Source organism: Variovorax sp. P4_B11 (genome assembly GCF_056402355.1).
Genome location: NZ_JBFUHO010000026.1, coordinates 53,859 through 66,628, shown reverse-complemented (window position 1 = coordinate 66,628; position 12,770 = coordinate 53,859). Strand labels below are relative to the sequence as shown.

General features: G+C 68.5%; 10 protein-coding genes. 8 read left to right on the top strand and 2 right to left on the bottom strand.

Annotation, left to right across the window (positions count from 1 at the left end; translation table 11 throughout):
• Positions 1-146: 146 nt before the first annotated feature.
• Positions 147-1,742, bottom strand: coding sequence for a xanthine dehydrogenase small subunit (gene xdhA, locus AC1DYD_RS22275; RefSeq protein WP_478174932.1), 1,596 nt, complete (start codon positions 1,740-1,742; stop codon positions 147-149).
• Positions 1,743-2,154: 412 nt separating this feature from the next.
• Here xdhA and AC1DYD_RS22270 point away from each other — a divergent pair, with 412 nt between their 5' ends.
• Entirely contained in the window at positions 2,155-2,823 is a 669-nt protein-coding gene (locus tag AC1DYD_RS22270) for a dihydrofolate reductase family protein (RefSeq protein ID WP_478174931.1), read from the top strand.
• An 88-nt stretch (positions 2,824-2,911) separates the two neighbouring features.
• On the opposite strand, the gene AC1DYD_RS22265 is transcribed toward AC1DYD_RS22270, so the two are convergent.
• A complete protein-coding gene (locus AC1DYD_RS22265) occupies positions 2,912-3,823 on the bottom strand; it encodes a LysR substrate-binding domain-containing protein (protein ID WP_478174930.1) in 912 nt (303 codons plus the stop codon).
• Between the two features lie 174 nt (positions 3,824-3,997).
• Between AC1DYD_RS22265 and AC1DYD_RS22260 the strand changes: the two genes are divergently transcribed.
• The 7 genes from AC1DYD_RS22260 (at position 3,998) to AC1DYD_RS22230 (ending at position 12,712) form a co-directional block, all read left to right on the top strand.
• Complete coding sequence (locus AC1DYD_RS22260) at positions 3,998-6,151, top strand: thiamine pyrophosphate-dependent enzyme (RefSeq protein ID WP_478174929.1); 2,154 nt, start codon at positions 3,998-4,000, stop codon at positions 6,149-6,151.
• Between the two features lie 7 nt (positions 6,152-6,158).
• Positions 6,159-7,778 carry an indolepyruvate oxidoreductase subunit beta family protein gene (locus tag AC1DYD_RS22255; protein ID WP_478174928.1) on the top strand — a complete coding sequence of 540 codons (1,620 nt, stop codon included), beginning with the start codon at positions 6,159-6,161 and terminating at the stop codon, positions 7,776-7,778.
• A gap of 61 nt (positions 7,779-7,839) precedes the next feature.
• The gene (locus tag AC1DYD_RS22250) at positions 7,840-8,832 is read left to right on the top strand and encodes a Bug family tripartite tricarboxylate transporter substrate binding protein (RefSeq protein ID WP_478174927.1); all 993 of its coding nucleotides are present in this window, start codon (positions 7,840-7,842) and stop codon (positions 8,830-8,832) included.
• 103 nt (positions 8,833-8,935) lie between these two features.
• Positions 8,936-9,964 carry a TRAP transporter substrate-binding protein gene (locus AC1DYD_RS22245; RefSeq protein ID WP_478174926.1) on the top strand — a complete coding sequence of 343 codons (1,029 nt, stop codon included), beginning with the start codon at positions 8,936-8,938 and terminating at the stop codon, positions 9,962-9,964.
• Positions 9,965-10,112: 148 nt separating this feature from the next.
• The gene (locus tag AC1DYD_RS22240; protein ID WP_478174925.1) at positions 10,113-10,616 is read left to right on the top strand and encodes a TRAP transporter small permease; all 504 of its coding nucleotides are present in this window, start codon (positions 10,113-10,115) and stop codon (positions 10,614-10,616) included.
• Positions 10,617-10,775: 159 nt separating this feature from the next.
• The gene (locus AC1DYD_RS22235; protein ID WP_478174924.1) at positions 10,776-12,077 is read left to right on the top strand and encodes a TRAP transporter large permease; all 1,302 of its coding nucleotides are present in this window, start codon (positions 10,776-10,778) and stop codon (positions 12,075-12,077) included.
• Between the two features lie 221 nt (positions 12,078-12,298).
• Positions 12,299-12,712, top strand: a complete 414-nt coding sequence (locus tag AC1DYD_RS22230; RefSeq protein ID WP_478174923.1) for an acyl-CoA thioesterase — start codon at positions 12,299-12,301, stop codon at positions 12,710-12,712.
• The last annotated feature ends 58 nt before the right edge of the window (positions 12,713-12,770 follow it).

The window sequence follows — 12,770 nt, the reverse complement described above, 5'->3', positions numbered from 1 at the left end:
GCTCCACTACGCGATCGCGTGACCCGCGACGCATGAAACCGGCGCAGCCGAATACCAGGGATACCGCGGAACCGGCTATGCCGGGCCGCCGGTATCGCCCCCCTTGAGGGGGGAGGCGCCGCAGGCGCTTCGGGGGGTGTTTCATTTCAGGCTCCTTGCACGGTGTCGAGGGCGGCATGGGGCATCACGCTCCAGACGCTGGTGGCTGCCACCGGCAGCGGGTCCTGGGTGCGTGTTTCCAGCCACAGGCGCTGCAACAGGTTCTGCGCCACCTGCAACCGATAGTCGGCGCTGGCGCGCATGTCGGTCAGCGGCGTGAAATCCTGCGCCAGCGCGCGCTTGGCGGCATTGACGCTGCCCTGGGTCCAGGGTTTGCCGGCCAGGGCGGCCTCGGCCTGGGCCGCGCGCTTCACGGTCGCGGCCATGCCGCCGAAGGCCAGGCGGATCTCTTTCACCACCTCGCCGTCGAGCGCGATCGAGAAGCAACCGCACAGGGCCGAGATATCGCAGTCGAAGCGCTTGCTGATCTTGTAGGCGCGCACCTGGCGCCGGAGCGCGGCGAGCGGCACCGCGAGGCCCTGCACGAACTCGCCGGGTTCGAGGCGGTTCTTCATGTAGTCGAGGTAGAACTCGGGCAGCGGCATGCGCCGCACGCGCTCGCCGCGGCGCAGTTCGATCTCGGCATCGAGCGCCATCAGCACCGGCGGCGAATCGCCGATCGGCGAGCCGTTGGCGACATTGCCGCCCATGGTGCCGGCATTGCGGATCGGCGGTGAGGCGAAACGCAGCCAGACATCGGTCAGGCTGGGCAGGCGTTGCGCCAGCGCTCGGAAGGCGTTCTCGAGCGAGGCGCCGGCACCGATGTAGAGCTCGGCCGTCGTGCCGCTGCCGCGCTCCTCGACCACCTTCATCCCGGCGACGTCGCCGACCGAGATGATGTCGCCGAGGTCGCGGAACTGCTTGTTGACCCACAGGCCGACGTCGGTCGAGCCGGCGAGCAGCTGGGCGGCCGGCTTGGCCTCGCGCAGCGCGGCGAGCTCGGCCAGCGTGGTCGGCGCGTGGAAGTGGTCGATGCGCTGGCCCAGGGGGGCGGCGTAGTCGAAGGTGCTGTCGTGCTTCAGGCTGGCGAGCGCCGCCACCACGGGGGCGGTGTCGAGCCGGACGCCGGGCAGGTCGAACATGCGCTGGCCGGCGTCGAGGATCGGCCGGTAGCCGGTGCAGCGGCAGAGGTTGCCCGACAGCTCGTCGGCCAGCTGCTGGCGGGTCGGCTGGGTGCCGCCTTCCTGGTGGTGCTCGTAGGTCGCCCACAGCGACATCACGAAGCCGGGGGTGCAGAAACCGCACTGCGAGCCATGGCAGTCGACCATCGCCTGCTGCACCGGATGCAGGCGCTGGACCGAATGCTTCTCGTGACGGGTGGCGTCGTGTCCGTGGCCGCACTGCGCCTTCAGGTCCTCGACCGTGAACAGGGCCTTGCCGTGCAGCGTCGGCAGGAACTGGATGCAGGCATTGACCGTCGCGAGGCGCAGGCCGCCGACCGCGCCCTGCTCGCCCGGCTCGGCCAGCTCGCCGATCACCACCGTGCATGCACCGCAATCGCCCTCGTTGCAGCCCTCTTTGGTGCCGGTGCAGCGGGCGTCCTCGCGCAGCCAGTCGAGCACCGAGCGGGTCGGGTGGACGCCGCTGACATCGACGATGCGGCCGCGATGGAAGAAACGGATCGGTTGGGTGCTCGGGGTCATGCTGGTTTCTCGTGGGGCTGCGCTGCTGACGATCAAAAAACGGGCCAACTGGAAGTTAGTCCCTGGCGACGCCGGATGCATACGGCCGGCACCATAGCGCCTATGTGGACGCTGGTATGTGACGCTGGGGAAAACCCTGGGGTCGGAGCCTATTGTGAGCCTGGGCGGTGCCGGTATCCAGGCCTGTATCCGTGGTCCGTTCGACGTTCCGGGGGCGTGCGCCCAACAAGCGAAGGCGCTGTTGGGGGTCAACAGGTGTTGACCTGAGCAGCTCACGGTTCACGCGCCATGCCTGAACGGGAGGCATGTGGCATTCTTGAGCCGGGCCGTTGTCGCACCAGTGGACCTCGCTCGTCGTGGAGATGGCACAGCCATCGTCCATGCCTCAGCGCCCAACCCTCGGAGTCGCCCCATGAGAAAGCTCATCGCATCCACCTTCGTCTCACTCGACGGCGTCATGCAGGCGCCGGGCGGCCCCGAGGAAGATCCTGGCGGCGGTTTCGCCTTCGGCGGCTGGACGTTCAACCACTGGGACGAGGCCATGGGCCGCTCCATGAACGGCTTCGACGGCAAGGACCGCGAGCTGGTGCTCGGCCGCAGGACCTACGAGATCTTCGAGGCGTACTGGCCGTATCAGCCGGCCGACAACCCGATCGCGCAGACGCTCAACGCGGCCAAGAAGCACGTGGCCTCGCGCACGCTGAAGAAGCTGCATTGGAACAACTCGACGCTCCTGCGCGGAAACGTCATCGCGGCGGTCGCGGCGCTCAAGTCAGAGGCGGGACAAGACCTGCAGATCATCGGCAGCGGCAACCTGATCCAGACGCTGCAGGCCGCATCGCTGATCGACGAGTACAACGTGTGGACCTTCCCCGTCGTGCTCGGACGCGGCAAGCGGCTGTTCGAAGCCGCAGCGAAGCCCGGCGCGCTGCGGCTCGTCGCTTCGCAAGCCTCGGCCACCGGTGTCGTGATGAGCACCTACGTGCCGGCCGGCGACGTCCCGCTCGGATCGTTTGTGCAGGCCGAGCCGAGCGCGAAGGAAGTCGAAAGGCGCGCGAAGCTGGCGCGCGAGGTGAGCTGAACGCTTCGGTGCCAGGCACTTCCCGACCGGCTGCTGTCGGGCCAGCCAGGAATTCAGACTTTTAACCCATGAAGCGGAGCCCGCCCCCTCACCGCTCCGTGAACAGCTCCCGGATCACCTGCCGCAGCCAGCGGTTCGCCGCATCGGCCTCGAAGCGCTTGCTCCAGTGCAACGACACACTGAAGTCGCGCAGCGGAAAGGCCGGCTCGACGATCGCGTAGCCGCCCTCTGCCGCAAAGCCGCGGGCGATGTTGCGCGGCATCACCACCGCCAGGTCGGTGGCCCGGACGATCGCCGGCAGCACCATGAAATGCTCGGTCGTCAGCCGGACCCGGTCCTCGAGGTTGAGCAACTGCAGGATCCGCAGCGTTTCGGCATGGGTGCGCACGGCGACGTACTCGAGGGTCTGCAGCGCATCGAGCAGCGCTCGGCCGCCGCGTCGCCGGCGCGTGAACGGATGCCCCTCCCGCAGCAGCACGATGTAGCGGTCCTTGAGCAGCAGGGCGCGCTGGGTGTCGCGCACCTTCGGCAGGAAGCCGAAGGCGAAGTCGACGCGGCCGTTGTCGAGCGCCGGTGCGATGTCGGCAGGCTGCAGGGGCAGCGTCTCCAGCCGCACCCCCGGCGCCAACTCGCCCAGCCTGGCCATCAGCACCGGCAGGAAGCGGCCCTCGCCGATGTCGCTCATGTGGATGCGGAAAGTCTTGTGCGAAGCCGAGGGCTCGAAGCGGTCGGGCTCGTTGAGCGCCTCCTCCAGCGTGCCGAGCGCCGCCTGCACCGCCACCGCCAGCCGGTCGGCGCGCGGCGTCGGCGCCACGCCGCCCGGCGCCCGCACGAAGAGCGCGTCCTTGAGCAGCAGCCGCAGCCGGCCCAGCCCATGGCTGGCGGCCGGCTGGGTCAGGCCCAGCGACTCGGCGGCCCGGCTCACGCTGCGCGCCCGGTAGACGGCGTCGAACAGCCGCAGCAGGTTCAGGTCGATCGAATCGATATGCATGGCGTTCATGTTGCTTAGTCCGAATATTTTATTGATCGCAGGTCGCCTCCCCGCGACACTGGCGGCCGGCCTCGCAGCCGACCCACAAAGAGAAGGAGACACACCATGCGCACGATCCGTCAACGAACGGCATTCGCCGTTCCGTCTTGCGCCGCACCATCCGGCCAATAGGAGCCCCTTCTCATGGAAGTCTCATTCAGCAAGGAAATCGAGGCGCTGCGCCTCGGTGCCGGCGACACCTTTCACGGCGAGGGCATCCTCGCGATCACCAAGGGGCTGCTGCAGTCCGGCGTGGCCTACGTCGGCGGCTACCAAGGCGCACCCGTGTCGCACCTGCTCGACGTCATGGTGCAGGCCAAGCCCTACATGGACGAGCTCGGCGTCCACGTCGAGGCCTGCTCGAACGAGGCGTCGGCGGCGGCGATGCTGGGCGCGTCGATCCACTACCCGCTGCGCGGCGCCGTCACCTGGAAATCGATAGTCGGCACCAACGTGGCGGCCGACGCACTGTCCAACCTGTCGTCGCCGGGCGTCAAGGGCGGCGTGCTGATCGTGGTCGGCGAAGACTACGGCGAAGGCGCCTCGGTGATCCAGGAGCGCACCCATGCCTACGCGCTGAAGTCCAGCATGTGCCTGCTCGACCCGCGGCCCGATCTCGGCGTGATGGTGAACATGGTCGAGCACGGCTTCCGCCTGTCCGAGTTCTCCAACATGCCCTGCATGATGGAGCTGCGCATCCGCACCTGCCATGTGCGCGGCAGCTTCGAATGCAAGGACAACCTGCCGCCGGCGATCTCGACACGCGCACTCATGGAAGAGCCGGCCGGCTTCGACTACATGCGGCTCGCACACCCGCCGGTCACCTTCCGGCACGAGAAGCTCAAGGGCGAGGAGCGGCTGCCGGCCGCCCGCCGCTACATCGCGCAACACAAGCTCAACGAGCTGATCCCGGGCACCCATGCCGACCTCGGCATCGTGGTGCAGGGCGGGCTGTACAACGCGCTGATCCGCAGCCTGCAGCAGCTCGGCCTGGCGGATGCCTTCGGCGCCACCGACATTCCGCTGCTCGTGCTCAACGTCGCCTACCCGCTGGTGCCCGAGGAAGTCGCGGATTTCTGCATCGGCAAACGCGCAGTGCTGGTGGTGGAAGAAGGCCAACCCGAGTACATCGAGCAGGAGATCGCGACGCTGCTGCGCAGGCGCGACATCCAGACGCCGCTGCACGGCTGCGACATGCTGCCGGCCGCGGGCGAATACGGCGTCGAGGTGCTGGCGACCGGCCTCGGCCGCTTCGCGCAACGCTACCTTCCCGACCATTCGCACGACTCGGCCAGGTCATGGCTGGCCGGCAACAACGACCGCCGCGCCGCGGTGGCGGCGAAGCTCGATGCGCCGCTGCCCAACCGGCCGCCGAGCTTCTGCATCGGCTGCCCCGAACGGCCGGTGTTCGCCGCGCTCAAGCTGGCGCAGCAGGACAGCGGCCCGGTGCACATCGCGGCCGACATCGGCTGCCACGCCTTCGGCACCTTCGAGCCCTTCTCGATGGGGCATTCGATCCTCGGCTACGGCATGAGCCTGGCGAGCCGCGCCGGCGTGTCGCCGATGATGCAGCGGCGCGCGTTGTCGATCATGGGCGACGGCGGCTTCTGGCACAACGGCCTGCTCACCGGCGTGCAGAGCGCGCTCTTCAACGGCGACGACGCGGTGCTTCTGATCTTCAAGAACGGCTACACCTCGGCCACCGGCACGCAGGACATCATCTCGACGCCCGACGAGGAGGTGAAGGCGCGCGCGGTCGACAAGCAGCAGAGCCTGGTCGACAAGAACCAGACCATCGAGGCGACGCTGAAGGGGCTGGGCGTGCAATGGCTGCGCACGGTCCACACCTACGACGTCGACAAGATGCGCAAGACGCTCAACGACGCCTTCACGAGCGACTTCAACGGCCTCAAGGTGATCATCGCCGAGGGCGAATGCCAGCTCGAGCGCCAACGCCGGATCAAGCCGTGGATCGCCAGCCTGCTTCAGCGCGGCGAGCGCGTGGTGCGCGTGAAGTACGGCGTCGACGAGGACGTCTGCAACGGCGACCACGCCTGCATCCGGCTGTCGGGCTGCCCCACGCTGACGATCAAGGACAACCCCGATCCGCTCAAGGTCGACCCGGTGGCCGTCGTGATCGACGGCTGCGTCGGCTGCGGCCTGTGCGGCGCCAATGCGCATGCGGCCACGCTGTGCCCGAGCTTCTACAGGGCCGAGGTGGTGCAGAACCCCAAGTGGCACGAAAGACTTCTGCACAGCCTGCGCGGTGCCGTGGTGCGCGCCCTCCAACCCGCATGACGACCCCATGAACCGAACCCAACCGATCACCCTCCTGATCTGCGCCCTCGGCGGCGAAGGCGGCGGCGTGCTGACCGAATGGCTGGTCGACACCGCGCGCCACGCCGGCTACGCCGCGCAGAGCACCTCGATCCCCGGCGTGGCGCAGCGCACCGGCGCCACCACCTACTACGTCGAGGTCTTCCCGGTGCCGCTGGCCGAGCTCGGCGGCCGGCGGCCGGTGTTCAGCCTGAGCCCGGTGCCGGGCGCGCTCGACGCCATCGTCTCGTCCGAGCTGCTCGAGACCACCCGCCAGATCGGCAACGGCATGAGCGCGCCGGAACGCACCGTCGTCATCAGCTCGTCGGCCCGCACGCTGACCACCGCCGAACGCATGCAGCCCGGCGACGGCCGCGCCGATGCCGGGCGCCTGCTCGAGGTCGTCAAGGCCTTCAGCCGCGAGCACCACGTGTTCGACATGGGCGCGGCGGCGCGCGAGGCCGGCACCGTGGTCAGCGCCGTGATGCTCGGCGCGATCGCCGGCAGCGCGCTGTTCCCGTTTCCGCGTGAAGCGTACGAGCGCGTGGTGCGCGGCGGCGACATCCGCGCACCGGAGAAGCTCGGCAAGATGGCTGCTGCCAGCCTGCGCGGCTTCGCGGCGGCCTTCGACGCCGTGAACACGCCGCGCGAGCAGGCCGCGATGGTCAGCCGCCTGCTGGACACCCCGCGTGGCGAGGGCGCGCTTGCGCAGACGTTGCCGTCGGCGGTGGCCGCCCAGTTTCCGACGCCGGTGCACGACCTGCTCGCGCTCGGCCATGCCCGCGTGCTCGACTACCAGGACGCCGGCTACGCCGCGCGCTATGTGGAACGGCTGGCCCGGGTGCTGGCGGCCGAACGGGCGGCCGACCCCGCGGCAGCCCACGGCTTCGCGACCACCCGCGAGATGGCGCGCTGGCTCGCGCTGTGGATGGCCTTCGACGACATCGTGCGGGTGGCCGAACTCAAGAGCCGGGCCAGCCGGGCCCAGCGGGTGCGCAGCGAGGTGAAGGCCGGCGAGGACGACATCCTCAAGGTCTACGACCACTTCAAGCCCGGCGCGCCGGAGTTCGCGGCGCTGCTGCCGGCCGCGCTCGCCCACCGCGTGACGGCCTGGGACCGGCGCCGCGCGACACCCTGGGCGATGCCGCTCAAGATCGGCAGCCATTCGGTGGCCGGCATGGCGGCGCTGCGCCTGCTGGCTTCGCTGCGCTGGCTGCGCAAGCGCGGCAGCCGCTTCGCCGAAGAACAGGTGCTGATCGATCGCTGGCTCGACGCCGTCGTCGCCGGCACCCGCAGCGACTGGCGGCTGGGCCACGAGATCGCGCTCTGCGGCCGCCTCATCAAGGGTTACGGCAGCACCAACGAGCGCGGCAAGAACAACCTGCTGCACGTGATCGGCCACCTGGCAACGGCCCCGCTGGCCGATGGCTCGCCGTCCGCGCGCGCCACGGCGATCGCCGCCGCCCGCGAGGCCGCGCTGGCCGACGACGCCGGCAACGCGCTCGATGCCGCGCTGGTGCGCCATGGCGCACCGCCGCGGCCGGTGAAGGCGCAGCCGATCCGCTGGATGAAGCGGCCGCCGCAGTCGGCGGCGGGCCATCGCCACTGAACGCCCGCGAACGCCGGCGCTGCCGGCGTCGGTCCTGAAATCAAGAAAGAGGAGACTCCCCATGGACGAACGAGCAACCCGCTTCCGCCGACGCACCCTGTCCGCCTGCACCGCCCTTGCCCTGGCGCTCGCGGCCTCCGGCACCGCGCTGGCGCAATCCTGGCCGAGCAAGCCGGTGAAGATCCTGGTCGGCTTTCCGCCCGGCGGCGTGGCCGACATCATGGCGCGCTCGATCGCGCCGCTGATGTCCGAGACGCTCGGCCAGCCGGTGGTGGTCGAGAGCCGTGCCGGCGCCAACGGCAACGTGGCCGCCGATGCGGTGGCCAAGGCCCCGGCCGACGGCTACACGCTGGCGCTGACCAGCACGGGCATCGAGTCGGTCAATCCCTTCCTGTTCGGCAAGATGCCCTTCGATCCCGACAAGGACCTGGTGCCGGTGGCCGCCACCGGCCGCATCCAGCTCTTCCTCACGACCCGGCCGGGGCTGGCCGCCAACGACGTCGACGCTTTCGTTCGCTACGCCAGGGCCAATCCGGGCAAGCTGTCCTTCGGCTCCGCCGGGTCCGGCAGCACGCCGCACCTGGTCGGCGAACTGTTCAAGCAGAGCGCCGGGATCTATGCCGTGCACGTGCCCTATCGCGGCGCCGCGCCGGCGCTGCAGGACCTGCTGGCGAGCCAGATCGACTTCTTCTTCGACCCGGGCATCTCGTTCGCGAACGTGCGCGCCGGCAAGCTGAAGATGCTGGCGGTCGCGAGCGGCCAGCGTTCAACGCTGTTCCCCGAGGTGCCCACCTTGGCCGAGCGCGGCTACAAGAACATGGACTACGACACCTGGTTCGGCCTGTTCGCGCCGGCCGCCACGCCGCCCGAGGTGCGGCTGCGGCTCAACGCCGCGGTGAACAAGGCGCTGGCCAACGAGGCCGTGCGCAACCGCTTGCGCGACGTCGGCGGCGAAGCGACGCCGATGACGCCCGAGGCCTTCAAGTCCGTGGCGCGCAAGGAGACCGTGGTGTTCAGCCAGCTCATCAAGGACCGCAACATCCAGGCGGACTGAGCCGCTCCCCAAGGTAAACGCGAATAGCCGGGTCCGGACGATTCTTATAGAAGATAACCGGTTCCGACGGCCTCTCGCCATCGATCACGCAAGGAGACATCCAATGAAGCCATCGCGCATCCAGACCCTCGCCGCGCTCGCCGCGCTGCTGGCCCTCTCGTGCGTGTCCGCCGTCGCGCAGGACAAGCCGGTCAATCTCAAGATGTCGAGCTGGGTGCCGGCGCAGCATCCGCTGAACCCCTCGCTGCAGGCCTGGGCCGACGACATCAAGAAGGCGTCGAACGGCACGATCACGGCGACGCTGTTTCCCTCCGAGCAGCTCGGCAAGGCCTTCGACCACTACGACATGGCGCGCGACGGCATCGCCGACTTCGCCTACGTCAACCCCGGCTACCAGCCGGGCCGCTTCCCGATCATGGCGGGCGCGTCCCTGCCCTTTCTGTTCGCCGACGGCAAGGGCGGCTCGGGCGCCATCGACGCCTGGTACCGCCCCTACGCCGCCAAGGAAATGAAGGACGTGAAGTTCTGCTTCGCCTTCGTGCACGACCCGGGCACCTTCCATGCGCGCAAGAAGATCCTGCTTCCGACCGACATCAAGGGCATGAAGATCCGTCCGGCGACCAGCACCATCGGCCAGATGGTCACTTCGCTGGGCGGCACCAACGTGCAGGCCTCGGCGCCCGAGTCGCGCGACATGCTGGAGCGCGGCGTGGCCGACGCCATCACCTTCCCGTGGGGCTCGATCGGGCTGTTCGGCATCGACAAGGTGGTGAGCTTCCACATGGATGTTCCGCTCTACGTCACGCCCTTCGTCTGGGCCATGAACCAGAGCAAGTACGACAGCATGTCGGCGACGCAGAAGAAGGTCATCGACGACCACTGCACCAGCGAATGGGCCGAGAAGGTCGCCACGCCCTGGGCCGAGTTCGAGTTCGCCGGCCGCGCCAAGATCGCCGGCCAGGCCGGCCACGAGATCTACAAGCTGACGCCCGAGCAGCTCGACGCCTGGCGCCGCGCCACCGCACCCGGTGAGGCGCAATGGGCCGAGGGCGTGAAGAAGGTGGGCCAGGATCCGAAGGCGGTGATGGATTCGCTCAAGGCCAGCCTGGCGAAGAACAAGTCGGCGCTCTGATGCTTCAGCGTCTGGCAACCGTTGCCCCATGGCCGGCGAAGCCCGGCCTGTTGGTGGAACACCGCGGAACCGGCAACGCCCGGCCGCTGGTGTTGCCCCCGGCAGGGGGTGGGCGGCTACACGAAGTGAGCCAACCTGGGGGGGAGCAATGAGCAACAAGATGATCAATGCCATCGAATGGCTGGCCGCCATGTTCGTGGGGATCGTCGCGCTCAACATCTTCCTCGCGGTGGTGCTGCGCAAATTCTTCAACACCTCGATTCCCGATTCGTACGATTTCGGCCGGATGCTGCTTGGCATCCTGATCTTCTGGGGCATCGCGGCCACCAGCTACCGCGGCGGCCACATCACGGTCGACCTGGTGTGGACCGCCGCCGGCCCGCGCACGAAGCGCTGGATCGACGTCTTCGCCACGCTGGTGCTGCTGTTCGTGGTCGCGGTGCAGACCGCCACGCTGTTCGACAAGGTGCGCGGCACCTACGTCGACAACGTGCTGACCTACGACATGAACATCCCGACCTGGCCCTTCTATGCGGTGGCCTGGCTCGGCGACGTGTCGGCCGTGGTGCTGATCGCGATCCGCACCTACCGGCTGATCTTCCATCCCGAACTGCTCGAAGAGACGAAACCTGAAATGAAAGCCGATGAATGAGCATTGCAGGACCGCTCCAAGATGCGCGGGCCTCGGGGGGCTGTGAGGACACGCACGTGCCGAACGTGGGGGCCACATGAGCATCGCAGGACCGCTCCAAGATGCGAGGGCCCCCTCGGGGGGCAGTGAGGACACGCCAGTGCCGAACGTGGGGGCCCCATGAGCACTGATGCCATCGCCGTTCTCGGTTTCGTGGTTCTCTTCGCATTGATGCTCCTGCGCGTACCGGTCGGCATGGCGATGGGCCTGGTGGGCGTCACGGGTTACGCCTGGATCGTCGGCCCCGGCCCGGCGCTCAAGCTGGTCGGCCAGACCTCGATGCGCACCGTGACCGACTACACCTTCGGCGTGATCCCGATGTTCATGCTGATGGGCGCGCTGGTCTCGGTGTCGGGCGTCAGCCGCGAGCTCTTCAAGGCCGCCAACTCGATGATCGGCCACCTGCGCGGCGGGCTCGGCGTGGCCACCGTGCTGGCCTGCGGCGGCTTCGCGGCCATCTGCGGCTCGTCGGTCGCGACGGCCGCCACCTTCTCGGCCGTGGCCTATCCGGAGATGCGGCGCTTCAACTACCCGCAATCCTTCTCGACCGGGGTGATCGCGGCCGGCGGCACGCTGGGCGCCATCCTGCCGCCGTCGACCGTGCTCGCGGTCTACGCCATCCTGACGCAGCAGGACATCGGCAAGCTCTTCATGGCGGGCATCGTGCCGGGCATCCTGGCGATGACCATGTACGTCCTGACCATCGTGCTGATCGTCAAGGCGCGGCCCGACTGGCTGCCGAGCGGCGAGCTCAAGCCCTGGAAAGAGCGCGTGGCCGACCTCAAGAACGTCTGGGCGCCGCTGGTGCTCTTCGTCTTCGTGATCGGCGGCCTCTACGGCGGCTTCTTCACGCCCACCGAGGCCGGCGGTGTCGGCGCCAGCGGCGCCTTCATCCTCGGCCTGCTGCGCCGCAAGCTCGACGGCCCGAAGATCCGCGAGGCGCTGCTGTCGGCCACCCGCACTGCGGCGGCGGTGTTCACGGTGCTGATCGGCGCGCTGCTGTTCGGCTACTTCCTGACCATCACGCAGAGTCCGCAGAAGCTCACCGAGTTCCTCACCAGCCTGGGCATCGGCCGCTACGGCGTGCTAGCGCTGATCATGCTGATGTACCTGGTGCTGGGCTGCCTGATGGACGCGATGGCGATGATCATCCTCACGGTGCCGATCATCTTCCCGGTGATCGTGCACCTCGGCTTCGACCCGATCTGGTTTGGCGTGATCATCGTGATGACGGTCGAGCTCGGCCTGATCCATCCGCCGGTGGGCATGAACGTCTTCGTCATCAAGAGCGTGGTCAAGGATGTCAGCTTCACCACGATCTTCAAGGGCGTTCTGCCCTTCATCCTGACCGACATCCTGCGGCTGGTGATCCTGATCGCGTTCCCGATCATTGCACTCTGGCTGCCAACGAAAATGGGGTGAGATGCGCTCGCCCCCAGGTTGGCTCACTTCGTGTCGGGCGCCTCGAGTCGCTGCCAGAGGCAGCGACCCTTCGGAGCCGTCCAAGCCTGCGCAGGCAGGCTTGGAGCCGCGGCTCCCCAGCCCCCTGCCGGGGGCAACACCAGCGGCCCGGCAAAGCCGGTTCCGCGGTGTTTCACCAACGGGCCTGGCTGCGCCGGCCACAGACATGCACAGTCATCGATATGAACATTGAAGTCAGCTATTGCGTCCGCGTCGAATTCGGCGACTGCGATCCTGCCGGGATCGTCTGGTTTCCCAACTTCTTCCGCTGGATCGACGCCGCCTCGCGCCACTTCTTCGCCGAGCGCGGCGTGCCGCGCTGGGAAGAGACCGCCAGGACGCTGGGCGTCATCGGCACGCCGCTGGTCGACACCCACACGCGCTTCGTCAAGAGCGCAAGCTACGGCGACGCGCTGCAGATCGCCGTGGCGATCCCCGAATGGCGCGAAAAGAGCTTCGTGCAGACCTACCGCGTCCAGCGCGGCGAGGACCTGATCCTCGAATGCGAAGAGGTACGCATCTTCGCGGCGAAGCGCGAAGGCGGAGGCATCCGTGCGGTGCCGATCCCGCCCGAGATCCGGCGGCTCTGCGAGTAGGCACGGTTCGGGCCCTCCCGCACCCTAGCGTGCGCCATACCTCGTTTGGCGGACGATT

Bases quoted from the DNA above. Each gene is read 5' to 3' on its own strand.
- xdhA (WP_478174932.1), bottom strand. From the start codon at position 1,742: ATGACCCCGAGCACCCAACCGATCCGTTTCTTCCATCGCGGCCGCATC.
- AC1DYD_RS22270 (WP_478174931.1), top strand. From the start codon at position 2,155: ATGAGAAAGCTCATCGCATCCACCTTCGTCTCACTCGACGGCGTCATG.
- AC1DYD_RS22265 (WP_478174930.1), bottom strand. From the start codon at position 3,823: ATGAACGCCATGCATATCGATTCGATCGACCTGAACCTGCTGCGGCTG.
- AC1DYD_RS22260 (WP_478174929.1), top strand. From the start codon at position 3,998: ATGGAAGTCTCATTCAGCAAGGAAATCGAGGCGCTGCGCCTCGGTGCC.
- AC1DYD_RS22255 (WP_478174928.1), top strand. From the start codon at position 6,159: ATGAACCGAACCCAACCGATCACCCTCCTGATCTGCGCCCTCGGCGGC.
- AC1DYD_RS22250 (WP_478174927.1), top strand. From the start codon at position 7,840: ATGGACGAACGAGCAACCCGCTTCCGCCGACGCACCCTGTCCGCCTGC.
- AC1DYD_RS22245 (WP_478174926.1), top strand. From the start codon at position 8,936: ATGAAGCCATCGCGCATCCAGACCCTCGCCGCGCTCGCCGCGCTGCTG.
- AC1DYD_RS22240 (WP_478174925.1), top strand. From the start codon at position 10,113: ATGAGCAACAAGATGATCAATGCCATCGAATGGCTGGCCGCCATGTTC.
- AC1DYD_RS22235 (WP_478174924.1), top strand. From the start codon at position 10,776: ATGAGCACTGATGCCATCGCCGTTCTCGGTTTCGTGGTTCTCTTCGCA.
- AC1DYD_RS22230 (WP_478174923.1), top strand. From the start codon at position 12,299: ATGAACATTGAAGTCAGCTATTGCGTCCGCGTCGAATTCGGCGACTGC.